The sequence below is a fragment of the Delftia sp. ZNC0008 genome (assembly GCF_000799035.1).
Taxonomy (GTDB): domain Bacteria; phylum Pseudomonadota; class Gammaproteobacteria; order Burkholderiales; family Burkholderiaceae_C; genus Comamonas; species Comamonas tsuruhatensis.
On sequence record NZ_JTKZ01000340.1, the window covers coordinates 1 to 24,334 of the forward strand.

The 24,334-nt window shown below is 67.7% G+C and carries 23 protein-coding genes; 8 read left to right on the forward strand and 15 right to left on the reverse strand.

Annotated elements, in window-relative coordinates; translation table 11 throughout:
* From L995_RS11285 to L995_RS11300, 4 genes are all read right to left on the reverse strand, one after another.
* On the reverse strand, positions 1 to 551 hold a 551-nt coding region (locus L995_RS11285; protein ID WP_047471721.1), incomplete at its 3' end, for a DUF4136 domain-containing protein.
* A 77-nt stretch (positions 552 to 628) separates the two neighbouring features.
* Positions 629 to 1,600, reverse strand: a complete 972-nt coding sequence (gene ttcA / locus L995_RS11290; protein WP_016446517.1) for a tRNA 2-thiocytidine(32) synthetase TtcA — start codon at positions 1,598 to 1,600, stop codon at positions 629 to 631.
* On the reverse strand, positions 1,594 to 1,965 hold the full coding sequence (locus L995_RS11295; RefSeq protein ID WP_016446516.1) for a dihydroneopterin aldolase: 372 nt from the start codon (positions 1,963 to 1,965) through the stop codon (positions 1,594 to 1,596). Before L995_RS11295 ends, ttcA begins: the two co-directional genes overlap by 7 nt.
* Positions 1,966 to 2,007: 42 nt before the next feature.
* Positions 2,008 to 2,793 carry an SDR family oxidoreductase gene (locus L995_RS11300; RefSeq protein ID WP_026062653.1) on the reverse strand — a complete coding sequence of 262 codons (786 nt, stop codon included), beginning with the start codon at positions 2,791 to 2,793 and terminating at the stop codon, positions 2,008 to 2,010.
* A 116-nt stretch (positions 2,794 to 2,909) separates the two neighbouring features.
* Here L995_RS11300 and L995_RS11305 point away from each other — a divergent pair, with 116 nt between their 5' ends.
* Positions 2,910 to 3,923, forward strand: a complete 1,014-nt coding sequence (locus tag L995_RS11305) for a class I SAM-dependent methyltransferase (protein ID WP_047471723.1) — start codon at positions 2,910 to 2,912, stop codon at positions 3,921 to 3,923.
* A gap of 20 nt (positions 3,924 to 3,943) precedes the next feature.
* On the opposite strand, the gene L995_RS11310 is transcribed toward L995_RS11305, so the two are convergent.
* Positions 3,944 to 4,834: a hypothetical protein gene (locus tag L995_RS11310; protein WP_047471725.1), complete on the reverse strand. Its 891-nt coding sequence runs from the start codon at positions 4,832 to 4,834 to the stop codon at positions 3,944 to 3,946.
* A 134-nt stretch (positions 4,835 to 4,968) separates the two neighbouring features.
* Between L995_RS11310 and L995_RS11315 the strand changes: the two genes are divergently transcribed.
* Together L995_RS11315 and trxC are read left to right on the forward strand one after the other, a co-directional pair.
* The gene (locus L995_RS11315; protein ID WP_012203183.1) at positions 4,969 to 5,163 is read left to right on the forward strand and encodes a DUF2905 domain-containing protein; all 195 of its coding nucleotides are present in this window, start codon (positions 4,969 to 4,971) and stop codon (positions 5,161 to 5,163) included.
* A gap of 76 nt (positions 5,164 to 5,239) precedes the next feature.
* Positions 5,240 to 5,674 carry a thioredoxin TrxC gene (trxC, locus tag L995_RS11320; protein WP_016451857.1) on the forward strand — a complete coding sequence of 145 codons (435 nt, stop codon included), beginning with the start codon at positions 5,240 to 5,242 and terminating at the stop codon, positions 5,672 to 5,674.
* A 42-nt stretch (positions 5,675 to 5,716) separates the two neighbouring features.
* Here the strand turns inward: trxC and L995_RS11325 are convergent, their stop codons facing one another.
* Positions 5,717 to 6,400, reverse strand: coding sequence for a response regulator transcription factor (locus L995_RS11325; protein WP_047471726.1), 684 nt, complete (start codon positions 6,398 to 6,400; stop codon positions 5,717 to 5,719).
* Between the two features lie 73 nt (positions 6,401 to 6,473).
* Between L995_RS11325 and L995_RS11330 the strand changes: the two genes are divergently transcribed.
* A complete protein-coding gene (locus tag L995_RS11330; protein WP_047471733.1) occupies positions 6,474 to 8,426 on the forward strand; it encodes a sensor histidine kinase in 1,953 nt (650 codons plus the stop codon).
* A gap of 25 nt (positions 8,427 to 8,451) precedes the next feature.
* On the opposite strand, the gene L995_RS11335 is transcribed toward L995_RS11330, so the two are convergent.
* Together L995_RS11335 and L995_RS11340 are read right to left on the reverse strand one after the other, a co-directional pair.
* A complete protein-coding gene (locus tag L995_RS11335) occupies positions 8,452 to 9,705 on the reverse strand; it encodes a multifunctional CCA addition/repair protein (protein WP_047471736.1) in 1,254 nt (417 codons plus the stop codon).
* 212 nt (positions 9,706 to 9,917) lie between these two features.
* A complete protein-coding gene (locus L995_RS11340) occupies positions 9,918 to 10,610 on the reverse strand; it encodes a glutathione S-transferase family protein (protein ID WP_047471738.1) in 693 nt (230 codons plus the stop codon).
* An 88-nt stretch (positions 10,611 to 10,698) separates the two neighbouring features.
* Here L995_RS11340 and queC point away from each other — a divergent pair, with 88 nt between their 5' ends.
* Complete coding sequence (queC, locus tag L995_RS11345; protein WP_047217753.1) at positions 10,699 to 11,457, forward strand: 7-cyano-7-deazaguanine synthase QueC; 759 nt, start codon at positions 10,699 to 10,701, stop codon at positions 11,455 to 11,457.
* Positions 11,458 to 11,598: 141 nt separating this feature from the next.
* Here queC and L995_RS11350 read toward each other — a convergent pair whose 3' ends face one another.
* The gene (locus tag L995_RS11350) at positions 11,599 to 12,171 is read right to left on the reverse strand and encodes a 5-formyltetrahydrofolate cyclo-ligase (RefSeq protein WP_016446506.1); all 573 of its coding nucleotides are present in this window, start codon (positions 12,169 to 12,171) and stop codon (positions 11,599 to 11,601) included.
* Positions 12,172 to 12,186: 15 nt separating this feature from the next.
* Here L995_RS11350 and L995_RS11355 point away from each other — a divergent pair, with 15 nt between their 5' ends.
* Entirely contained in the window at positions 12,187 to 14,166 is a 1,980-nt protein-coding gene (locus tag L995_RS11355; protein WP_047471740.1) for a lytic transglycosylase domain-containing protein, read from the forward strand.
* 108 nt (positions 14,167 to 14,274) lie between these two features.
* Entirely contained in the window at positions 14,275 to 14,838 is a 564-nt protein-coding gene (locus L995_RS11360; RefSeq protein ID WP_046983872.1) for a DUF4124 domain-containing protein, read from the forward strand.
* Positions 14,839 to 14,852: 14 nt separating this feature from the next.
* On the opposite strand, the gene L995_RS11365 is transcribed toward L995_RS11360, so the two are convergent.
* The 4 genes from L995_RS11365 to L995_RS11385 form a co-directional block, all read right to left on the reverse strand.
* On the reverse strand, positions 14,853 to 15,533 hold the full coding sequence (locus L995_RS11365) for a Fe2+-dependent dioxygenase (protein ID WP_047471749.1): 681 nt from the start codon (positions 15,531 to 15,533) through the stop codon (positions 14,853 to 14,855).
* Between the two features lie 110 nt (positions 15,534 to 15,643).
* A complete protein-coding gene (locus L995_RS11370) occupies positions 15,644 to 17,944 on the reverse strand; it encodes a catecholate siderophore receptor Fiu (protein ID WP_047471751.1) in 2,301 nt (766 codons plus the stop codon).
* A 672-nt stretch (positions 17,945 to 18,616) separates the two neighbouring features.
* Positions 18,617 to 19,576: an MBL fold metallo-hydrolase gene (locus L995_RS11380; RefSeq protein ID WP_047471755.1), complete on the reverse strand. Its 960-nt coding sequence runs from the start codon at positions 19,574 to 19,576 to the stop codon at positions 18,617 to 18,619.
* 81 nt (positions 19,577 to 19,657) lie between these two features.
* Positions 19,658 to 21,358 carry an AMP-binding protein gene (locus tag L995_RS11385; RefSeq protein WP_047471757.1) on the reverse strand — a complete coding sequence of 567 codons (1,701 nt, stop codon included), beginning with the start codon at positions 21,356 to 21,358 and terminating at the stop codon, positions 19,658 to 19,660.
* A gap of 200 nt (positions 21,359 to 21,558) precedes the next feature.
* Between L995_RS11385 and L995_RS11390 the strand changes: the two genes are divergently transcribed.
* Entirely contained in the window at positions 21,559 to 22,548 is a 990-nt protein-coding gene (locus L995_RS11390) for an esterase/lipase family protein (protein WP_047471759.1), read from the forward strand.
* Here L995_RS11390 and phhA read toward each other — a convergent pair.
* On the reverse strand, positions 22,482 to 23,393 hold the full coding sequence (gene phhA / locus L995_RS11395) for a phenylalanine 4-monooxygenase (RefSeq protein WP_047471760.1): 912 nt from the start codon (positions 23,391 to 23,393) through the stop codon (positions 22,482 to 22,484). The two genes, L995_RS11390 and phhA, sit on opposite strands and share 67 nt — an antisense overlap.
* A gap of 64 nt (positions 23,394 to 23,457) precedes the next feature.
* Positions 23,458 to 24,334 (reverse strand): Bug family tripartite tricarboxylate transporter substrate binding protein (locus L995_RS11400; protein ID WP_047471761.1); only part of this gene is annotated, 877 nt, incomplete at its 5' end.

Below are 24,334 nucleotides of genomic sequence, written 5' to 3' on the forward strand. Positions count from 1 at the left end.
CCGCGTGCAGCGTCGAACAGGATGCCGAAGATGGCCGGGTCGTCGGTCCACACATCCTGGCGCTGGGCCGAGGTCTCGTAGACGATCTGCTGCGTGGTGGCGTTGCGCATCACGATGCTGACGGCGCGGTAGTACTCCAGCGGCGGGCCGTCGAACATGAAGCTGCCGCCAAAGCCCATGCCCCAGCCGCGCCCGTAGCCCAGGCCCCAACCCCAGCGCGGGCCGCCCCAGCGGTCGTAGTAGGGCCAGGCGGCGTAGTCGCGCGCATAGCGGGCGTCGGCGCCGATCTGCACGATCAGGCTGGCCCGGGAGTCGTCGCGCTGCAGGCCCACGCGGCCCAGGGCCTGCTGGGCCTGGGATTCGATGGCAGCGAAATGCGTCTGCGCCTCGCGTTGCGAGGGCAGGACCTCCAGGCGGTAGGTGGGCGGCGCGGGCAGGGCGCCCAGCGTGGAATAGCTCTGGACGGTGCTCTGGACTTCGCGCACGCTGGCGCAGCCGGTGAGCAAGGCCGTGGCCACGATGGCCAGGACATGGATGCAGCGCAGCTTCATGGTGTACTCCTTGGTCGAAAAAAGGCCCGTTTGCACGGGCCTTGGTTGGAGTGGGGCGATTGTTATAGGTTCAGCCGTCAGGACGACAGTTGTACCACCTGCAGACCGGGCAGCGATGCGGACACTGGCATCTCTTCATGGTCGAAGGCCATGTCGCCGTTGGGGTCGGCAATGCCGGTGGCCTTGGCGTTCTTGAAGTCGTGCAGCTCGGGGTCCATCATGTGCGTGGTCACGATGTGGCCCATGGCGCGGAACATGCTTTCCACGCGGCCCGGGAATTTCTTGTCCCACTCGCGCAGCAGCTCGCCCACGGCCACGCGCTGCAGGCCGTCCTGGCTGCCGCAGAGGTTGCAGGGGATGATGGGGAAGTTCTGGTACTGGGCCCAGCGCACGGTGTCCTTCTCGGGCACGTAGCACAGCGGGCGGATCACCACATGCTTGCCGTCGTCCGAGACCAGCTTCGGGGGCATGCCCTTCATGCGGCCGCCGTAGAACATGTTGAGCATCAGCGTCTGCACGATGTCGTCGCGGTGGTGGCCCAGGGCCACCTTGGTGCAGCCCAGCTCGTCGGCCACCTTGTACAGGATGGCGCGGCGCAGGCGCGAGCACAGGCCGCAGGTGGTCTTGCCCTCGGGCACGACGCGCTTGACCACGCTGTAGGTGTCCTGCGTTTCGATGTGGTAGTCCACACCGATGCTCTTGAAGTACTCGGGCAGCACATGGTCGGGAAAGCCGGGCTGCTTCTGGTCGAGGTTCACGGCCACCAGCTCGAATTTGACGGGCGCGCGCTTTTGCAGCTTGCGCAGCACGTCCAGCATCGTGTAGCTGTCCTTGCCGCCCGACATGCAGACCATGATCTTGTCGCCTTCCTCGATCATGTTGAAGTCGGTGATGGCGCGGCCCACCTCGCGGCACAGGCGCTTTTCGAGCTTGATCTGCTCGCGCTCGATCTTGATGCGGTTGCCGCCTGCGGTGTCTGCGGGGGCGTCGGCGGCGGCTTCTTCGGCCAGCCAGGGGTTGTCGGTCACTGCGTTCATGGGGTTCACCATTGTCCTGTCTCGACGCGAATGGCCACTTCGCAGTCGTCAAAAATTTCGAGCTTGGCGATCTTCACGCGCACGCCCATCACGCCGGGCAGCTGCATCAGGCGCTGGGCCAGCTTGCCGATCAGGCTCTCCAGCAGGTTCACATGCTCGGCCGTGCATTCATCGATGATGATCTGGCGCACCTTGCGGTAGTCCAGCACATGCAGGATGTCGTCGTCGCGCGGAGCCAGCGGTTGGGTGCCCAGGCTCAGCTCGGCATCGACCTGGATGGGCTGGGGCATCTGTTTTTCGTGGGCGAGGATGCCCAGGTTGGCGTCGAAACGCAAACCCGTGAGCGTCAGGATCTGTTGTCCGGTGGCGGAGTTCATGGGGAAAAGCCGTGGAGTGTGGGGATGGGCGCGGGCAGGCGCCTACATCATGGAAAAGTCGCGCTCGAAGCGCTGCAGGTGCTGGCCGCCATCGACCAGCAGCGTGGTGCCCGTGATGGACTGGTTGTCCAGCGCAAAGCACACGGTGGCGGCCACGTCGGCCGCGCTGGACGAGCGGCCCAGCGGGCTGAGGCGGTGCAGGGCCTCGAAGCGCTCCTGGCTCAGCATGTGGCTGGTCAGCGTCAGGCCCGGGGCCACGCCGACCACGCGCACGCGCGGCGCCAGGGCCAGCGCCAGCATGGTCCCTGCGGCCTCAAGCGCTGCTTTGGACAGCGTGTAGCTGAGGAAATCGGGGTTCTGGTTCCAGAGCTTCTGGTCCAGCATGTTGATCACGGCGCCGCTGGCATGCTCCTCGCCGGCCGCCACGCGGTCCTCGATATGGGCATGCAGCGCCTGGGCCAGCAGGATGGGCGCGCCGGTGTTGCTGCGCAGGTGGGCTTCCAGGGCCACGTAGCTGAAGCTGCCGGCGTCGTCATGCTCGAACAGAGAGGCGTTGTTGACCACGGCGTCCAGGTGGCCGAAGTGCGCAACGGCACGCGGCACCAGGGAGCGCACCGAGTCCTCGTTGAAGAAATCGGCATCCAGGGCGGCGCTGTCGCCGGCCAGTTCAGCGCAGGTGGCGGCCGTCTCCAGCGCCTCGTCGTGGGAATCGCGGTAGTGCACGGCCACCTGCCAGCCGGCGCTGGCAAGCGCGAGCGCGATGTCGCGCCCCAGGCGGCGGGCCGCGCCGGTCACCAAAACTGTGCGTGTTCGGGCAGGTGTGGACATTCGAGGACAATGTACGGATCGTGACGACAGAACCCTCAATTTTAACGGCCGCCCTGCAAACCCGTATTGCGCAAGAGATTGCGTCCTCGGGCGGATGGCTGGCTTTCGACCGTTTCATGGCCCTGGCGCTGTACGAGCCGGGCCTGGGCTACTACGCCAATGACACCGCCAAGTTCGGGCTGATGCCATCGTCGGGCAGCGATTTCGTGACCGCGCCCGAGATGTCCCCGGTCTTCGGCCAGCTGCTGGCCGCCCAGGTGGCCGAGGCGCTGCAGCGCACGCACACCCGCGAAGTCTGGGAGTTTGGTGCCGGCACGGGCGCGCTGGCGCTGCAGGTGCTGGACGAGCTGGCGGCCCTGGGCGTGCGGCCGGACCGCTACACCATCGTCGACCTGTCGGGCACGCTGCGTGCGCGACAGCAGCTCAGGCTGATGAAGTACGAAAGCCTGGTGCACTGGGCCGATGCCCTGCCCGATAGGCTCGAAGGCGTGGTCATCGGCAACGAGGTGCTGGATGCCATGCCCGTGCAGCTGCTGGTGCGCAAGGCAGGTGTCTGGCATGAGCGCGGCGTGGTGCTGCAGCCGGACGGCAGCCTGGGCTGGGAAGACAGGCCCACGCCACTGCGCCCGCCGATGGACATCGAGGGCGAGCACGACTACCTGACCGAAATCCACCCGCAGGGCGAGGCCTTCATTCGCACGCTGGGCGAGCGCATGGCGCGCGGCGCGGCATTTTTCATCGACTACGGCTTTGGCGAATCCGAGTATTTCCACCCGCAGCGCCACATGGGCACCCTGGTGTGCCACCGGCTGCACAAGGTGGACGACGATCCGCTGGCCGATGTCGGCCTCAAGGACATCACGGCCCATGTGAACTTCACGGGCACGGCCGTGGCCGCGCAGGAGGCGGGCTTCGAGGTGCTGGGCTATACCTCGCAGGCCCATTTCCTCATCAACTGCGGCCTGGGCCCCAAGCTCGACGCACTGGCCCAGGGCCCGCGCGCCATGGCCACCAAGCTGATGATGGAGCACGAGATGGGCGAGCTGTTCAAGGTCATCGGCCTGGCCAAGGGCGTGGAGCCCTGGGACGCCATGGGCTTTGTGCGCGGCGACCGCACGCACCGCCTGTAGCGGGCCGGGACCCGCCTGCCTCAGCGCTGGACGCTGCGGCCGTTGCTGACGTCGTGGACCGTCTGGTCCTTGAGGTTGATGCGGTAGATCTCGCGCGTGACGTTGCCAGAGAAGCCCAGCTCCACGATGGACAGGTTCTCGAACGTGGTCGTGAAGCCGCCGGGCAGGATGCGGTTCAGGCGCGCGGCGGTCTCGCCCATGGCGCGCTCGATCTCGGGCGTGAAGGTGGCTTCGCTGTAGACCAGGGTGTTGTGCGGGTTGTGGCTGCGCACCTCCTTGCCGGCCTGCACCTGGTTGATGCCGCTGACACCCACGCTTTGCACCATGGCCTTGGCAGAGTCGTTCATGCGGGCATAGACGGGTCCCGTCACGCGCGGCAGCGGGCCGTCGCGCAGCGGCGCCATGGCGGCGGTGGCGCGGGTGTTGAAGTCCATCATGGCCTCGTAGGCCGGGCCCGACTTGACGATGCCCAGGTCCAGCCACCAGGGCTTGCCGGCCCCCTTGGCGGCCTCGGTGGTGTAGAAATTCTTCAGGTGAACGTCCTGCAGCACGGGCGGCAGCGCCGGCAGGGCCGCCAGCATCTTGCGCGGCGTGGAGGGATCGGCGCTGTGGATATGCACCACGGTGACATGGGGCAGGTTGAAGGTGTTGGCCTCGGCCACCAGCTTCAGGCGCAGCAACTGCTCGTGCACCACGGGTGCGACCTGGCTGTCCAGGATGGCCGTGGCATCGGCAGGCAGGCGGTAGACCAGGCCATAGGTGGCCTGGTGCGCGCGGAAGTCGCTGCGCTGCAGGGCGCTGTTGTCGATGGCGCCGGGTCGGGCTGCCGGCGCAGGTGCGCTGGCGCAGGCGGTCATCAGCAAGGCGGCGGGCAGGGCTGCGGCAAGAAGAAGGCGGCGGTTGCGTTGCATGGCGAATTCGTGGTGGTCGGCCTGGAGGCGATGAAGAGGGGGGGGACAGCGGCAATGTAGGCAGTCCATATGTCGTGTGCATGACGCGGTGTACTCTGTATGGCCCGGTCCCGCGCCGCCGTACACTCGGCGCCATGATCCGCTGGCTCCTCGTCATCTTTCTGGCCCTGCTGCTGTTCAATGGCCTGCACGCCTGGCTGGAACGCATAGGCCTGGGCCGCCTGCCGGGCGACTTCCGCTTTCGCCTGTTCGGTCGCGTGATTTTTCTGCCCATTGCCAGCACCGTGTTGCTCAGCGTGATTGCCGCCCTGATCGCCAAGCTGGTCTGAGCATGGCTTGAAGCATGGGCGCAGCGCCCGTATATGCATGCAATTGCCCCCATGACTCGCCAACAAGAGGCCGCCCATGTCCGACAAGCTGCATTTCGTCTGCCCCCATTGCCACACCACCAACCGCATTGCGGTCGATCAGCTGGGTAGCGCGCCTGATTGCGGCAGCTGCCATCAACCGCTGGTCACCGGCCAGCCCGTGGCGCTGGATGCGCAGAGCTTCGCCAGGCATGTGGGGCGCAGCCAGGTGCCCGTGGTGGTCGATTTCTGGGCCCCCTGGTGCGGCCCCTGCCGCATGATGGCGCCTGCCTTCGAGCAGGCGGCTCAGGCGCTGGCGCCCGGGGTGCAACTGGCCAAGCTCGATACCGAGGCGCACCCCCACGCTGCCGCGCCCTGGAACATCCGCAGCATCCCGACCATGGTGGTGTTCAAGGAAGGACGCGAGATCGCCCGTGTCTCCGGCGCGCTGCCTGCCGGCGAGATCGTGCGCTGGGTGCGCTCGGTCGTCTGATGGTTGCCGGGCCACAAGGACCGGGTGCCTTCAGGCCCACCCTCAGGCCTGCACTTCACCCGGCAGATAGAAGCAATAGCCGCTGTTGCGCAGCGTCTTGACAGGCAACTGCTGGCCGCTGGCCTCTTGCACCTTGCGCCTCAGCCGGCGCATCTGGGTGTCCAGGCGGCGCTGGTCGTAGACCAGATAGTCTCCACCCAGCGCCTGCACGATCTGGCGGCGGCTGACGCTGGTCCCTGCCTTGCCCATCAGGCAGTGCAGCACCAGCAGGTCCTGGTGTGACAGCGCCACAGGGGGCGAAGCGGGGGGCTGCAGGCGGCTGGGGCCAAGCTGCAGCAGCCACGGCGCCTGGCGCTGCTGCAGGCCCAGGCGCCGCACCAGGGCGGCCAGGGTGGCTTCCAGCTCGTCGAGATCGCAGCCTTTGCCCAGGTAGTGGTCGGCGCCGATCTCCAGGCCGTCGATGCGGTTGGCGCTGCTGTTGAGCGCGCTGAAGACGATGATCCCCAGTTGCTGGCCCTGCTGGCGCAGGCGCTGGATCAGCGCCAGGCCGTTGCCGTCGGGCAGGCCGATGTCGATGATGGCCAGCCGGTGGCGCCGCGCATCGAAATGGCGGTCGAACTCCTGCAGGCTGGCCACGCACTGCGGTGCATAGCCCAGGGATTCGAGGAAGTCGCCCAGTTCATGGCGCAGCACGGGCTCGTCTTCGAGCAGGATCACATCAAGCATGGACTGGGAGGAGGGCAGGCGGGTGACAGCGCAGACAGCTGGTGTACGCTGGCGGCCCCGTGGTGGACTTCAGATGCGATATTACCGTGCAACCCTCATCGTGCTGGCCTGGCTGCTGTGCCCACTGCTGCTCCAGGCCCGGACCCTCGTGCTGGACCCCGATGTGCCCATGCAGGAGACCGCAGGGCAGTGGCAGCGGCTCGATGACGCTTCGGGCCTGCTCGATGTCCGGCAGGCCGACCTGGCGCCCGGGTGGAAGGCGATGCCAGGGCACCTGAACGCCAGCTTCACGCAGGCGGCGGTCTGGCTGCGCATGCCGCTGCAGGTGCAGCAGCCCGGCAGCTGGATGCTGTTGCTGGGCAATGCCCTGCTCGATGAGGTGGAGGTCCATGTGCGCCGGCCTGGCGGCCCCTGGCAGCTGCTGGGGCGCAGCGGCGAAGAGATTCCGCGTCACGCCTGGCCGGTGGACTACCGCAGTCCCGCATTCCAGTTCGAACCTGCTGCCGCCGGGTCATACGAGTTGCTGGTGCGCCTGCGTGCGCGCAACGCGCTCGTCACCCGTATCGATCTGTGGCAGCGACTGGCGTTCGACAACCATACGCGGCGCGAGGCCCTCTCGTTCGGCCTGTACTTCGGGCTGTACCTGCTGTTGATTGGCGTGCAACTGGTGTTCTGGCTGGGCACGCGGGCTCCGGTGAGCGGCCTGTTTCTGGCCTATCTCAGCGTCTGCGTGCTCAATGAGGTGGTATCGCTGGGGCTGGTGCAGCAGTTGACGGGCCTGCCGGGTTTCTGGAGCGACCGCCTGCTGGGATGCGGCATTGCCGGCGCCCTGGCGATCTCCATGCAACTGGCCTGCAGGCAGTTGGAGCTGGCATCGCTGTATCCGCGGCTGGTGCGCCAGATCGTGCCGCTGCTGTGGCTGTTCAGCCTGTGCTGCATGCTGCTGGTGGTGTCGGGGCACTACTCGGCGGGCATGGTCCCGGTGCAGGCCATGACCCTGCCGCTGACCGTGGGCTTTCTCGCATTCGCCCTTTGGCTGTGGCGGCGCGGCCACGCCCCGGCACGGTTCTTCATGCTGGCGTTCGGCATCTTCTATGCCGGCGTGCTGATCTCTTTCCTGCGCAACCTGGGCTGGCTGCCCATGAACGCGCTGACCGCGCTGGTGTCCACGCATGCGTCCGCGCTGGGCACCATGGCGCACATGCTGCTACTCAGTGGCTGGATCATCGGCGGATACGAGCGCAGGCGCCGCATTCGAGAGCACGAGCAGGTCCGGCTGGAGGCGGAACTGCGGCAGCGACAGTTGCGCGAAAGCGAACTCAGCGAGGCGCTGGCGCTGGAGCGCAGGGTGCGCCAGGAGCAGCGCGACTTTGTCGCCATGGTCTCGCACGAGCTGCGCACGCCGCTGGCCATCATCCTGACCAGTGCGCAGCAACTGGCGCGCAATCTGGCTGCACCGCCCGACAAGACGCTGGCACGCAGCCGCAACATCCGCGAAGCCGCCCAGCGCCTGCTGGCCCTGGTGGACGACTGCCTGGCCGACGACCGCATGGCCGACCCCCAACCCCATGCCGAGCCGCGCCTGCAGCCGTGCGACCTGCATGCGCTGGTGGATGGCTTGTGCCTGGACTTTGCGCCCGGCCGCATCGTCTGCCAACTGGGCGGGGGCACGCAGCAATTGATCACCGATGCCGGCCTGCTGCGCATCGCGCTGCGCAATCTGCTGGCCAATGCAGACCGCCACACGCCCGAGGGCGAATCGGTCCGCCTGGACGTGACCAGGCAGGGCGAGGGTCTGGAGATCCAGGTCTCGAATCCGGCAGAGCCCATTGCCCAGGCGGACCAGGACCAGTTGTTCGAAAGGTATTACCGTGGCCGCAACGCCCAGCACCGGCCCGGCGCCGGGCTGGGGCTGTACCTGGTGCGGCGCATCGCCGAGCGGCTGGGCGGCAGCGTGGCCTTGTTGACGGCAGGAGGCGAGCAGCCCGTGTGCCTGCGACTGGTCCTGCCCGTGGCGCGAGCCTGATTCCCGTGTGTGGCGGCCTTTGCGCTCAGGCCGCCTGCGCCAGCCAATCGGCCACGGCCTGCGCGCGTGCCGCCTGCACGGCCTCGCCTATGGCCTTGCCCTGTTTGCCGCGCGCGGCGGCCTGGGCGGCGATGTCAGAGGTGGAGACGGACAGCGCTGCGGCCAGCGCATCGCGCAGGCGGGCACGCTGGGGATAGGGCCGGTCTTCGAAACCCAGTCTTCCGCGTGCATCGCACTCACAGGCCATGAGCGCCTGCTCGAAGCGCGCGGGCTTGCGGATGGCGTCGCAGCGCTCCAGCAGGCGGACGATGGCGGCGCCGTTGAGTTCGCCGCTGCGGTGGATGTTGCCGTGCTCGCGCGCCACCACGTCGCCCAGTTCGCGGCAGTCCGTGGGCACGCGCAGACGCTCGCCCACTTTCTCGGCCAGCCGGGCGCTGCGCTGCTCATGGCCTATGTGGCGCGGCAGCACATCGGCCGGCGTCGTTCCCTTGCCCAGGTCGTGCACCAGGCAGGCGTATCGCACGGGCAGGGGGGCGTCGAGCTGTGCGGCCATGTCCAGCACCATCATGGCGTGCACGCCGGTATCGACCTCGGGGTGGTACTCGGCGCGCTGGGGCACGCCCCACAGCCGCTCCAGCTCGGGCAGCAGCACGGCCAGCGCACCGCACTCGCGCAGCAGCTCGAACATGCGCGAGGGGCGGCGCTCCATGAGGCCACGGCTGATCTCCTGCCACACGCGCTCGGGCACCAGGGCATCCACCTCGCCGGCGGCCACCATCTCCCGCATCAGGGCCATGGTTTCCGGCGCCACCGTGAATTCGTGGAAACGTGCCGCGAAGCGCGCCACGCGCAGGATGCGCACCGGGTCTTCGCGGAAGGCCCCGGTCACATGGCGCAGCACCCGGGCCTGAAGATCGACCTGGCCGTGGTAGGGGTCGGTGATGGCGCTTTCACCATCCCAGTCCGCAGGAGCGGCCATGGCATTGATGGTCAGGTCGCGCCGGGCCAGATCCTGCTCCAGCGTGACATCGGGCGCCGCCTGCACGACGAAACCCCGGTACCCCAGGCCGCTCTTGCGCTCGGTACGCGCCAGCGCGTATTCCTCGTGCGTCTCGGGATGGAGGAAGACCGGGAAGTCCCGCCCCACTGGCAGAAAGCCGCGCGCGGACATTTGTTCGGGCGTGGCGCCGACCACCACCCAGTCGCGGTCATGCACGGCCCGCCCCAAAAGACGGTCGCGCACTGCGCCGCCCACCATGTACACCTGAAATTCGCTCATGCCGCAATGGTAGGGCCTTGGCGGTGACATGATGGCGGGCTGCCTCCACGCACCGATGGAGTGCCGAGCGCATGCTTTCTTCCTGATTCTTTCTGGAGACGAACTCAAGCAGCGCCAGCCGGACGGCCGCTGCACTGGCTCCGCAACCGCGGCATTGCGCAGGCCGCGCCCACCCCAGCGCAGCAGTGCTCCGACTTTTGCTGGTGCGCCGCTCAGCCGGCCGCAGGCGCGCTGCGGTAGGGCTCCTCGAACGGCCGGAAATCGTGCTCGGCCAGTGCGCCCTGCACCCAGTCCTGCACGCCCGGCAAGGCGCGCACGCGGCGCACGTAGGCGTCGATGGCCGGGGCCAGCGGCAGCTCGTAGGTCGTCAGGCGCATGCACATGGGCGCGAAAAAGGCATCGACGATGCTGAACTGGTCATACAGCATGGGGCCGCTGGCCGTGGACAGCAGCGGCTGCCACAGCTCGGACAGGTGCTGGACATCGTCGCGCAGTGCGACGTTCTCTGCCCATAGCCGCGCGCCGACCTCGGGCAGCTGGGCCTCGATGTTCATCGGGCACAGCGAGCGCAGGGCGCCGAAGCCGCTGTGCATCTCAGCGCAGAGGCTGCGCGCGCGGGCGCGGTTCAGGGCCAGCGTGGGCCACAAGTGCTTTTCAGGGAATTTCTCGGCCAGGTACTCGCAGATGGCCAGGCTGTCCCAGATGGCCATGCCTTCATCCATGAGCACGGGCACGCGGCCCGAGGGCGAGAGCGCGCGGGCGCGCTGCTTGAAGGCGGACTGCTCCTCGAAGCTGTCAAAGCGCAGCATGACCTCTTCGAAAGCGATGCCGGCCTGGCGCATCAGCACCCAGGGGCGCATGGACCAGGATGAGTAATTCTTGTTGCCGATATAGAGCGTGAGCATGGCCGCAACCTCCGCGATAGGCCCTACAGCTTAGCAAGCATGGCAGGAAAACCCATGTAGGAGCCGGGCGCTGCCTGGGCGCGCTCTAATGCGTGCCATGCAAAACGATAGCTCTTCCCCCCAGGCGCCAGCGGGGCGCCACACGGCTGCGCTGGTCCTGTTTTCCGGCGGCCAGGATTCGACCACCTGCCTGGCGCAGGCACTGTCGATGTACGAGCGCGTCGAGACCCTGGGTTTCGACTACGGCCAGCGCCACAGCGTGGAAATGCAGGTGCGCCAGCAGGTGCGCGAGCGGCTGGCCAGGGACTTTCCCGAATGGGCACCGCGCCTGGGTGACGACCATGTTCTCTCGCTGGACGTGCTGCAGCAGATCGGCGGCTCCTCCCTGACCGAGGACGTGGCCTTCGCCATGCAGGCCGACGGCCTGCCCAACACCTTCGTGCCCGGCCGCAACCTGCTGTTCCTGACCCTGGCCGGCGCGCTGGCCTACCGTCGCGGCCTGTCGGTCATCGTCACCGGCGTCTGCGAAACCGACTACTCCGGCTACCCCGACTGCCGTGACGACACCATGAAGGCCATGCAGCTCGCCCTGAACCTGGGCCTGGAGCGGCGCCTGCGCATCGAAACCCCGCTTATGTGGATAGACAAGGCCCAGACCTGGCAAATGGCCCACGACCTGGGTGGCGACACCCTGGTGGACCTCATCCAGCGCGACACCCACACCTGCTACCAGGGCACGCGCGAGACGCTGCACGACTGGGGCTACGGCTGCGGAACCTGCCCCGCCTGCGACCTGCGAGCCCGCGGCTGGCATCAATGGCAGGCGCAGCGCGAGACAGCAAACTAAAGAAGCACAGCGCTAGAAACCGGCGCGGCCAAAAGCGAGGGACACCGAGCAAGGGCCGCCCCGCAGTGAGGGTGTCGTCCCCCTCCCCCGCGAAGCGGGCAGAGAGGGGGAAGGCGTGCAGCGCCTCAGGGGGTGCTTGTTCTACACCGGCCAGACGACTCCGTGGTCGTTCAAGATGGCGTCCAGGGGCAGGTCATGCGGCTCGGGCTCGAACTCGTCCACATAGCCGCAGCCGTAGCCCAGGCCCACGGTGAAGGGCCTGGGCTGCAGCTCGGCCAGGGTGCGGTCGTAGAAACCGCCGCCATAGCCCAGGCGGTAGCCACCGGCCGCGTAGCCCACGCAGGGCACGAACAGCAGGGTGGGGGTGAGGGTTTCGGTGTCCTTGGGCTTGGGGATGCCATAGGCATCCTCTTCCATGGGACAGCCCGGGTACCAGGCGTGAAAGCTGAGTGTCTTACGCTGCTTGTCGATCACGGGCAATCCGATGCGGCGTCTTTGTGGGGTACCCTGTAGCTCGCCATCTTCCTTCCACCGGTGAAGCGCTGGCAGCGGGTCGAACTCCCCCTTGATCGGCCAATAGGCGCCGATGATGCTGTCGGGCCGCTGTATCAGCCAAAAGCGCATGACCTGCTGCAGCGCGTCGGCGCGCTGCAATCGGTCGGGAAGGTTGAGGCGCTGGTCTATCAAGCTGCGGCGCAGGGCTGCTTTGTCCATCAGATAATTTCCTCCATGCACTGGCTGAAGATTTTGACACCGCTTCTGGCGGCTTCCCTCTGGACCACCGCAGCCACGCCTGCGCTGGCGCAAAACCGTGGCGACGACGTCCTGCTGGAAATGCAGCAGGCCTTTCGCAAGGGCGACAAGGCCAAGCTCACGCAGCTGCTGCCTTCTGCGCGTGGCCATGTGCTCGAACCTTGGGCCGCCTATTGGGAACTCAAGGCCCGGCTCGAAGAAGCCAGTGCCGACGAGATTCTGGGGTTTTTCAAGCGCTGGCCCGGCACCTACCAGGAAGACCGGCTGCGCAATGACTGGCTGCTGCTGCTGGGGCAGCGGCGCGACTGGGGCATGTTCGATCAGGTGCACGGGGCGTTTCGCATGCGCGATGACCGTTCCGTCAACTGCTATGCCCTGCTGATCGACAACCTCAAGGGCCAGCCTGCCGCCAATCTTGGCCAGCAGGTCCGCGACCTGTGGTGGGCCCAGCGCGACGCCGACGACGGCTGCACCTATGCTGCCGGCGAGCTGTACGCAGCCAAGCAGATCAGCGAGCTCGAAGTCTGGCGCAAGGCACGCCAGTCGGCCGAGGCCAATCGCCAGAAGGCCACGCGCGATGCCGTGGCCATCGTCGCGCCCGAGGCCCTGCCCCAGGTGGCGCAGGTATTCGCCTCGCCGGCGAAATACCTTGCCGGGCAGACGCGCGTGCGCGGTGCCGTGCCCAAGGAACTGGCGCTGCTGGCGCTGATCCGCATGGCGTCCAGCGACCCGGCGGCGGCGGCCACCCAGCTGGAAGGCGGCTGGGGTGCCCGGCTGACGGCCGAGGAGAACAACTGGGCCTGGGGCGTGATCGGCAAGCAGGCCGCGCTCAAGCTGCAGCCCGAGGCTGCGGCCTATTTCGGCAAGGTGCGCAAGGACGGCGATCTCAGCGACGAACTGCTGGGTTGGAAGGTGCGTGCCGCGTTGCGTGCAGGCGACTGGCGCACGGTGCGCCGCGCCATCGACGCCATGGGGCCTGAGCGCACCGAACACACATGGACCTACTGGAAGGCCCGCGCCCTGCTGTCGGGCCGCCCCAGCGAGCAGGAGCGCTCCGAGGCGCGCCAGCTGCTGGAGGACATGGCCGGCCCCGGCAGTTTCTACGAGCAGCTGGCGCTGGAGGACATCGGCCAGCGCGTGACGGCCCCACCGCCGCCTGCGCCGCCCACGGCACAGGAGAAGGCCGCCGCCCGCGCCAACCCCAGCCTGGTGCGCGGCCTCTACGCCATCCAGAACGGCTTGCGCAGCGAAGGCGTGCGTGAATGGAACTACGCCACCAACCTGCACCAGGCCGGCGGCATGAACGACCGCGAACTGCTGGCCGCCGCCGACCTGGCCTGCCAGCAGCAGGTCTGGGACCGCTGCATCAACACCAGCGAGCGCACCCGCAGCTTTGCCGACTGGAGCCAGCGCTTTCCCATGCCCTTCCACGACACGGTGCTGGCGCGCTCGCGCTCCATCGGCCTGGACCCGGCCTACGTCTATGGACTGATCCGCCAGGAAAGCCGCTTCATCATGGATGCGCGCTCGGGCGTAGGCGCCTCGGGCCTGATGCAGGTCATGCCGGCCACGGCCCGCTGGACGGCGCGCAAGATCGGCATGACGGACTTTTCCCCGTCCATGATCAATGACCGCGATGTGAATATCACCATAGGCACCGCCTATCTGAAGCTGGCGCTGGACGATTTCGACGGCTCCATGGCGCTGGCTGCGGCCGGCTACAACGCCGGCCCCGGCCGCCCGCGCAACTGGCGCAACGGCCCGGTGCTCGACGCCGCCATCTGGGCCGAGAACGTGCCCTTCACCGAGACGCGCGACTATGTGAAGAAGGTGCTGTCCAACACCACCAACTACGCGGCGCTGATCACGGGCCAGCCCCAGTCGCTCAAGAGCCGCCTGGGCACCATTGGTCCGCGTGATGCGGCCACGCCCGACCCCAGCAAGGATCTGCCCTGAGCCGCACTTGACATTCCTGCGGGGTGCGGCGATGCCTGTCGGCGCTACACTTGGTTACCGACTGGCGGGCCGCATGCCGCGGCCCCGGATACCGCAGGGGTTTCAAGAATGACAACAACAGGGAGCCGCGCGGCCTGGGTCGCGCTGGGTCTTGCATGGGCGTGCACGGCGGCGGCGCAGCCCGTCTACAAATGGGTGGATGCCGAAGGGCGCACGCACTATGGTTCGCAGCTACCCGTCGACCAGGCCGATGCCGGCCAGATCAAGGTCTCGCCCAATGGCAGCTCGGGCGCAGGCTCGGGCCGGTTTGGCGAAGAGCGCAATCCCGACGGCACGAAGAAGCTGCCCAAGCAGGTGCGCGAGCTGGCGGACGGCGTGGCCAAGGGCCTGAGCAAGGTCGATTCCAAGGAGGTGCCGCTGAACTGCGCAGCCGCCGTGGACAACATCCGCAGCCAGGTGGACACCATGGTCGAGAACGGCCAGAAGAACCTCAAGGGCGGCTACATCACGCAGGCGCAGTTCGATGCGACCGCGGGCAAGTTCCGCGAGGCGCGCACGCACGCCACCGTGGCCGACTGTCAGGCCGCCACGGGCCGCTCCAAGGCCATGTACCAGTGCATGTCCAACAGCTACAACCACCTGATCGGCTGCGCGGAAAAGCACAAGCCCTGAAGCGATCCGATCCCTCAGGTCTCGGCCCACATGCGCAGCAGGTTGTGATATTGGCCCGCGAGGCTGAGGGTTTCATCGGTCTCGCCCAGTTTTTCGCGCAGGCGCTGGATGGTCTGGTCCATCTCGAACAGCATGGCCCGGCGTGTGTCGTCGCGCACCATGCTTTGCGCCCAGAAGAAGGCGCACACGCGCTCGCCCCGGGTGACGGGCTCCACGCGGTGCAGGCTGGTGGAGGGGTAGAGGATCAGGTCGCCGGCCGGCAGCTTGACCTCGTGCGTGCCGTAGGTGTCCACCACGACCAGCTCGCCGCCGTCGTAGTCCTCGGGATCGCAGAGGAAGAGGGTGCAGGACACATCGGTGCGCATCCACTGCTGCGCGCCTGGCAGGCGCCGCGCCGCACCGTCCACGTGCAGGCCATAGGTTTCACTGTCCGCATAGCGGTTGAACAGCGGCAACATGGTGCGTGCGGGCAGGGCGGCACTGAAGTACAGCGCATTGGCCGCCAGCGCCTGCTCGATGGTGCGGCCCTGCTCCAGTGCCACGGGCGAGTCTTCGGGCAACTGGCGGTTGCGCTTGACCCGGGCGCCCTGGCTGCCCGCCGTGGCACGGCCATCCACCCAGTCGGCGGCGTCGATGGCTGTGCGGATCGCAGTGACCTGCTGGCGCGTGAGCACGTCGGGAATGTGCAGCATCATGGTGCGGATCCTCCTCGCATGGAAAAAGCCCCGGCGGGGCCGGGGCGGTACTGGGATTGTCGGCGCTCTGCGCGCGGCTAGGCCGGTGCGGCGGCCCGTCTTGCATTCACTCAGAAGCGGAAGTTCGCGGACACGCGCACGGAGCGCGGCGTGCCCGGGAAATAGCGGTAGCCGCTCTTGTTGATGGCGCCCACATACTCCTTGTCGAACAGGTTGTAGAAGTTCAGCTGGATGTCGGCGTTCTTGTTGATGCGGTAGCTGGCCATGGCATCGAAGACCCAGTAGGCATCGGTGAAGTTGGGCGTGCCCACGGCGCCGTCGGTGCCACGCTTGAGTCCGCCCGAGTAGCGCGCCCCGCCAGCCAGCGTCAGGCCGAACGGGAACTGGTAGCTGGTCCACAGTGAGAAGGCGTTCTTGGGCGTATAGGTCAGGCCGCTGGAGCCGTCCTGCGCCACGGTGGCGCCCGTGTCCACCTTGGTGTCCTGCAGCGTGTAGCCGGCAGTCACGCCCCAGGCGGGTGTGATCTGGCCCGTGGCGCCCAGCTCCAGGCCCTGCACGATCTTCTTGCCGGTCTGTCCCACGGTGCCGTCAGGGTTGGTGACGATCTCGTTGGTGATCTCGGTGCGGAACAGCGCGCCTGTCAGCAGCAGGCGCTTGTCCATCAGCTCCCACTTGGTTCCCAGTTCGGCGGTCTTGGCCTTTTGCGGGTCCATGTTGGGGTTGTTGGCGTTGTTGGCGGTCGTGGACAGGGTGAAGTTGGCACCGCCCGGTGGCTGTTGCGACAGGGCGTAGTTCACGTACACGCTGCCATTGGGCGCGGGCTTGTAGAGGCCGCCGACCTTCCAGCTCAGCAGGGTGTCGGAGGCCTCCAGGCCCACGGCGCTGGGCAGCACGGTGCCTGCAGGATTGCTGCCGCAGGCCGGGCCGCTGCGGCCGCCGCAGACGGCGCGTGCGTCGTACTGCGTCTTGTAGCGGTCCAGGCGCAGGCCGGCGTTGGCCTGCCATTGCTCGTTGAACTTGAGCGTGTCGAAGGCGTACAGCGCAAAGGTGTCGGTCGAGCCCTTGCTGTCGGCGCCGTTGCGCGACCAGTTCAGGCCGGAGCTGGGCACCTGCGGGTCATAGAGGCTGGCATTGGGCCAGGCGCCCGTGGTGCCCGTGCCGTAGTTGCTCTGCTTTTCGCGCGTGATCTCCACCCCGGTGCTCAGCTCGTGCCGCACGCTGCCTGTCGCCAGCTTGGTCGTCAGGTTGGTCTGGTTGGTGACGATGTCGTTGACCTGGTTCTTGAAGGTCGGCAGGCTGCGTGACACGGTCCAGTCGGCGGGATTGCTGCTGTTGTTGCTGGACAGCGTCATGAAGGCCGTGAGCAGGTAGTCCTGCTTGGTGCGGCCCCAGCGCGTGGTGTTGCGCAGCGTGGTGTCGGGCGTGAAGTCGTGCTCCACGCGCAGCGTGACCATGTCGGCCGTCACGTCGTCGTGGTCGGCGCTGGTGCCGTAGAAGCGGCTGGGGTCCACGGGGCGGCCCGCGTTCAGGCGCGCATCGGTGTTGCTGTAGCCGGGCAGGCCGATGGTGGGCACACCGCCGTCCGGCACATTGCTTTGCTTGACGTGCAGCACGTTCAGGTAGGTGCGCGTGTCGGTGTTCAGTCCGAAGGCGAACGACGGTGCGATGCCCCAGCGGTCATTGGCCACGCGGTCGCGGCCGGCGACGCCGGCGTCCTGCACCATGGCGTTGAGCCGGAAGGCCGCGCCGCCCATGCCGGTCAGGCTCTTGTTCCAGTCCACGGTGGAGCGCTTGTAGCTGCCCGAACCCGCGCCCAGCGAGGCGCCGAAGCTGTCGGCCAGGCTGGGCTGCTTGGTGACCATGTTGATGGCGCCGGTGGGCGCGCTGCGGCCGTAGTCGGTGCTGGCGGGGCCCTTGGTGACTTCCACCTGCTCGGTGTTGAACACGTCGCGCGAGATGGAGCCCACGTCGCGCACGCCGTCCACATAGATGCTGTTGGAGGTGTCGAAGCCGCGCATGTAGATGGCATCACCCGTGCTGGTGTTGCCGTTCTCGCCCGCGTAGAAGGTGCCGGCGCCGGGCACGTTGCGCAGCGCCTCGGTCAGCGTGGTGGCGCCTTGTTCCTGCAGCACCTGCTCCTTGATGACGGAGATGGTCTGCGTCGTGTCCACCAGCGGCTGCGTGAACTTGGGGGAGGAGACCTGTGCGGGTTCGTAGCCGGTGCTGCGCGAGCCTTCGACGGTCACTTCCTTGAGGCTGGGTGCGGTCCTGGCGCTGGGCGTCTGTGTCTGGGCCACGGCCGGCAGGCCCAGGGTGGCCAGGGCCGCGGCTGCAGCGATGATGCCGGCCGACGGCGAGCGGCCAGCGCTGTCGTGTTTGCGGCTTTTGATGTACGAGTTGGAGTTCGCCATGGTTGAACGGAAAGCGGGATGGGCAGTGAACATGCTGGCTTGCTGGCCGGCGTTGCGCGGGCGGCTGGAGAGCTGTCTTGGCTTGCCGGTGCTGGCTGGATCAGGCAGTTTTGCCTGGATTGAGAATGGTAATGATTCCTAATAAAAATATAAGAATAATCTGATAAGTGAATGGATGGCCGTTGCCGCCCAGCAACAGCCCTGTCTCGGAACTTCAGCGCGGCGACCAGCCTGGCCGAGCGCGCCCCGTCCGGGATGTGGCGCGCGCCGTCGCTGTTCAGGCTGGCGATGTAACGCTGGTTGGCGAGGTTGTAGACGTTCAGCTGCAGGCTCAGGTTCGCGCTGAGCTCCCAGGCCATGAAGGCGTACAGCGCAAGGGTCTTGGTGTGGCCTTCGTTGATCTGGCCGGCATAGCGGATGTCCTGGCCCGTGATCGCATCGCTGACGCCGGGATCGTAGAGATTGGCGGGCGCCAGGGCGCCTGCGCCCGTACTCGGAACCCGAGGCGCCCTTGACGATCTCGATGTCCTCGATGTTGAAGGTGTCGCGCATCGGGCTGCCCAGGTTGCGCACGCGGTCGATGAAGATGCTGCCCGTGGTGCCGCAGCTGCGCAGTGCTTGCGGCCGGTGATGTGATTGGCGTGGTTTGCGCCTATCGCGGATCTGTTTCGTTCAGGCGTTGTGAACCCATTCGCCCTCGCGCTGCGCCGCGCCCGCTTGCACCAGCGCATCCACCAGCGTGCGGCTCCAGTGCTCGGCGGTCTCGTGGCTGAAATAGCCTGTATGCAGCATGCCGAAGTAGGGCGTGGCGTCCAGCCAGGCCAGCAGTTCAGTGGTGCGCACGCGCTGCCAGTCCAGCAGCCGGTACTTGAGCAGCACCTTGGCCGCGTAGAGGGCATGGCGCTCGGGGGCGCGCACAAAGCCGTCCAGGCGGCGGCGCGCCGTGTCCAGCGCCGCGGCCACGCCCGTGAAAACGCCGCCGTGGCCGGGGACGATGGTGAGCGGTGCCAGGGCCTCGATCACATCCAGCGTGGCGGCCACTTCCTCGAAGGCCTGCAGGCCCTCGATTTCGGGAAACACCACGCCGAAGCCGTTTTCCCAGAGCGCATCGGCCGAGATCAGTGTGCGGCTGGCGGGCTCGAACAGGATGATGGAGTGCGGGTCATGCCCCGGCGCGGCATGGATCTGCCAGTCGCGCCCGGCCAGCCGCACGCTGGCGCCGGGCTGCAGTACGCCGGTCAGCGCAAATGGCGGGCATTCCTGGCCGGTGGGGGTGTAGCTCAGCGCCTCGGGATTCCAGTGGCGCACGAATTCGGCCTGCCCCGGCGCGACATAGGTCCGGGCCTGCGGCCAGCGCGCCTGCAGTGCGGCATTGCCGCCGCAGTGGTCGCTGTGCAGATGGGTGTTGAGGATGCGCGCCAGCGGCTGGCCAGCCAGCGTCTGCTCGACCAGCAGCACGGTCTGATCGGCATGGCTGACGTAGCCGGTATCGACCACGGCTGCGCCGTCGTCCTGCGGATCGGCAGGGTCGGCCGCGAAGACGATGTTGTTGGCCGACAGCCAGCCGCGCTCCAGCACGGTCATGCCGCAGGGCAGCGCAGCGGTGGCGCTTGTGGGGGCGAAGGAGGTCATGAGGGGAGAAGCCTTTCCCAAGGCTAACAGCCGCAGGCAGCCACGGCTGACGCGTGGGCTACAGCTGCGGCTGTCCGGATTTCAGGCGGGATCGCGCAGGGCGCGCCTGAGGATCTTGCCTACATTGGTCTTGGGCAGTTCGTCGCGGAACTCCACCTGCCGCGGGCGCTTGTAGCCGGTGAGCTGGTCATGGCAAAAGCGCATGACCTGGTCCTCGGTCAGCGCCGGGTCGCTGCGCACCACGTAGACCTTGATGGCCTCGCCCTGGCGCTCGTCAGCCACGCCCACGGCCGCGCATTCGAGCACGCCGGGGCACATGGAGATCACGTTCTCCAGCTCGTTCGGATAGACGTTGAAGCCGCTGACCACCATCATGTCCTTCTTGCGGTCAATGATGCGGGTGAAGCCTTCCTGGTCCATCACGCCGATGTCGCCGGTACGCATGTAGCCGTCGGCCGTGAAGGCCTTGGCGGTCTCGTCAGGCTGGTTGTAGTAGCCGCGCATGACGTTGGGGCCCTTGATGCACAGCTCGCCGGCCTCTCCCATGGGCAGATCGCGGCCTTCGTCGTCCTTGATGGCGATGGAGATGCCCGGCAGCGGCAGGCCGATGGTGCCGCTGAAGGCGGTGGCGGTGACGGGGTTGTTGGTGCCGATGGCGCAGGTCTCGCTCATGCCCCAGCCCTCGATCATCACGCTGCCCGTGACCTGCTGCCACTGGCGCGCCGTGCCCTCGCTGGCGGCCATGCCTCCGGCCTGCGACACGCGCAGCTGCGAGAAGTCCAGCTCGCGGAACTGGGCGTTGTTGAGCAGGGCGTTGAACAGGGTGTTGACGGCCGGCAGGATGTGGAAGGGCCGTTTCTGCAGCACCTTGACGAACTTGGGGATGTCGCGCGGATTGGGGATCAGGCTCAGGCTGGCCCCCATGCGCATGGCGAACAGGCTCACCGTGAGGGCGAAGATGTGGTACAGCGGCAGCGCCGCGATGATGTGCGTGTCCTGCGCGCTGACGCGCCCGTGCAGGGCCGGCGTGAACCAGGCATGCGCCTGCAGCGTGGCGGCCACGATGCAGCGGTGGGTGAGCACGGCACCCTTGGACAGCCCGGTGGTGCCGCCCGTGTATTGCAGGAAGGCCACCGAATCCAGTCCCGCCTGGCTGGGGCGCAGCTCTTTCTGGGCGCCGCGCGCCAGCGCCTGGGAAAAGGTCGTGACCTCGCGCACCGTGCCGCCCTCGCCGTCCAGCGGCAGGCTGTAGGCCGGCACCATCTTGGCCAGGTGGCGCACGGCGAAGGTGATCCAGCTGCCATATATGCCGCCCAGCAGATCGCCCATGGCCGTGACGCAGACATGGCGTATGGCGCTGCGCTCGATCACGTCGGCCAGGGTGTGGGCGAAGTTCTCCAGGATGATGATGGCCGTGGCGCCCGAGTCCTTGAGCTGGTGCTCCAGCTCGCGCGGGGTGTACAGCGGATTGACGTTGACGCAGGTGTAGCCGGCGCGCAGCACGGCCGCCATGCTCACGGCGAACTGCGGCACATTGGGCAGCATGATGGCCACGCGCGCATCGGGCTCCAGACCCAGTCCCTGCAGCCAGGCGCCCAGGCGGGTGGACAGCTGGTCCAGCTCGCGGTAGCTCATCCAGCGGTCCATGCAGACCGAAAAGGGCAGGTCCGCATGCTGGGTGAAGGCCTCCTCCAGCAGGTGTGTGAGCGAGCGGTATTGCTCGGGATGCACCTCGTGGGGCACATCGGCGGGATAGTTCTTGAGCCAGGGCGCAGCGTCCATGCAGGGTACCTTGGGTTGCTGGTGAGACAGGGGAACGGCAAAGGGGCAGGCGCCGGTCGGCCGGCCACCGCTGCGGCTGATTCTGGTCAGGCGGGTGCTTTGCGGTCTACGCGGGGTTGTCCTAGGCAGGGGCCGGCGTCCCCGAGAAAGTGCGGCCGCTCTGTGCTACGTTGGCGTTTTTTCAGGGAGGGCGGGCTGCCGTGAACGCACGCATTCTGCAAATGGTGGCGCTGGGCACGCTGGCCGGCGCCATGGCCTGGCTGGCATGGTGGTGGCCGGAATCGCGCGGGCTGGCGCTGGCAGGAGCGCTGCCGGGCCTGTGCTGGCCGGGCCTGCATCTGGGCCTGCAGATGGTGTTGATGCGCCGCGTGGTGCGCAAGGCCGGCGCATCCGTGCCCGCCTGGCGCACGGTGGCGGCAGCCTGGCTCGCCGAGTGGGCATTGGCCGTGCAGGTGTTTGGCTGGCGCCTGCCCTTCCGGGTCCATGCCGAGGCCGATGGCTGGCCAGGTGACCCGGCCGCAGGACAAAACTCAAGCCCGGTCACAGGCCAGGTCGGCATGGTGCTGGTCCACGGCTTCTTCTGCAATCGCGCGGTCTGGGCGCCATGGCTGCGGCGGCTCAAGGAACGCGGCATTGCCTGCGCGGCCATGACGCTGGAGCCGGCGCACGGCGCATCCATCGACGCCATGGTGGCCGACCTCGATGCCTGCGCACGCCGCATGGTCCAGGCCACGGGGCGGGCGCCGCTGATCGTGGCCCACAGCATGGGCGGACTGGTGGTGCGTGCCTGGCTGGGCCGGTTGTCCGCGCAGGAGCGCCGGCAACTGGCTGCCCATGTGGTGACCCTGGCCACGCCGCACCGCGGCACCTGGATGGCGCGCTTCGCCCAGGGCCTGCCGGCGCTTCAGATGCGCGAGGACAGTCCCTGGCTGCAGCGCCTGGGGCCGCCGCCGCCCGAGGTGGCCTTCAGCTGCTGGTGGAGCTGCTGCGACAACATCGTCTTTCCCTTCCCCGTGGCCACGCTGCCAGGGCAGCACGCGCACCGCCTGGACGATGTGGCCCATGTGCAGCTGGTGTTCGACGAGCGCGTCTGGCGCTTTTGCCTGGAGCTGCGCGAGCGGCTTCAGGACGCGGAAGTCTGCAGGGCCACTTCACCGGGCAGCAGCGCATCGGCCGCGATGGTCGGCTGATCGCGCAGCTGGCGGTACAGCGGCTCGAAATCGGCGGCCGTGAGGTCGAACAGCTGCTGCAGGTCGTCGATCACGAAGTAGGTGTGCTGGTAGGTGTCGATCTTGTAGAGCGTGCGCATGGCGCGCTCCAGCGACAGCGGCAGGCGCTGCGGCTCGGGGCTGCGCACCGAGTAGTTGAGCTCGCCCGAAGAACTCAGAATGCCCGCGCCGTAGGCGCGCAGGCCGCCCTGCTCGCGGATCAGCCCGAACTCGATGGTGTACCAGTACAGGCGCGACAGCATCTCGCAGGCGCCCAGCTCGGCGGCCTTGAGCCCGCCCTGGCCATAGGCCTGGATATAGTCGGCGATGACGGGGTTGAACAGCAGCGGCACATGGCCGAAGAGGTCATGGAAGACATCGGGCTCGACGATGTACTCGAACTCCTCGGGCTTGCGGATCCAGTCCGTGACCGGGAATTTGCGGTTGGCCAGCAGCGAGAAGAAGGGCACCTCGGGAATCAGGCCCGGCACGCCGACGATCTCCCAGCCCGTGCCGCGGCGCAGGCGCTCGTTGACTTCCTCGAAGCGCGGAATGCGGTCCTTGGCGCCCAGCGAGGGCAGGGCGTCGATGAAGTGCTGGCTGGCCAGTCCCGGCAGCAGGGCGGACTGGCGTTCGTACAGGCGCCGGTAGGTGTCGTGGTCGGCCTCGGTGTAAGCGTCGTAGTCCTGCGCGCAGGTGTAGTCGTCGCTGGCGCGGCTGTAGTCGCCGCGCGGCGGGCGGTCGGCCTGACCGTAGACCACGGGTGCCACGCCGGGGGCGTGGGCGGGTACGTGGGACGAGGTGGGGGTCGCTGCGGTGCTCATCATGGTGCTCTCCAGGGATCTTGTCATTGCTGCCCCGGGCCGGGGGCAGGCAAGGCACCTGCGCGGCTCAGAGCTGGCGGATTCGGGCGGCCTGCACCAGCAGGCCGTATTTGCTGTGCTCGGAGCGCACAAAGCGCGCGAACTCCTGCAGCTGAAGGTCTTCGGGCAGCACGCCCATGGCGGTCAGCGTTTCCTGCACCGGACTGCTGCGCATGGCCTTCGAGAACACGGCGGCATGGCGCTGGGCCAGGTCGGCGGGCCAGCCGGCAGGCGCGAACAGGCCGAACCAGTTGGCGAGGTTGAAGCCCGGTACCGTGTCGTTGAGGCTGGGCACCTCGGGCAGCAGCGGCACGCGTTCCAGCGTGGTCACGGCCAGGGCCTGCAGCCGGCCTGCACGGATGTGCGGCAGCGAGGACGCCAGGCTGTCGAACAGCAGATCGGCCGATCCGTCGAGCAGGGCCGACAGCGCCGGCTGCGTTCCGCCAAACGGCAGATGCAGCAGCGGCAGCCGCGTGAGCATCTGGTACATCTCGCCCGACAGGTGCCCGCTGCTGCCCGGCCCGCCCGAGGCATAGCGCAGCGGCTGGCGGTGCTTGGCAAGAAAGCGCTGCAGGTCCAGCGCCGTGCGTATGCGCCACTGGCGCGCCAGATCGCTGCGCATCACCAGCACATTGGGCATGCGCGCCACCAGCACCAGCGGCTGGAAGTCGCGCAGCGGGTCGTAGCCCAGCTGGGGCTGCAGCCAGGGCAGCACGGCGTGCGTGGCGGCCGCGCCCATCAGCAGCAAGCGGTCCTGGGCCGTGGCCTGGGCCACCATGTTCGAGCCCTTGGCGCCGCCTTCGCCCGGCACGTAAAGAATGTGGATGGCCCCCAGCTTCGCGGAGCTGGCCTCGACCAGAGGACGCGCCGTGCGGTCCAGGGGGCCGCCGGCTGCATAGACGCGG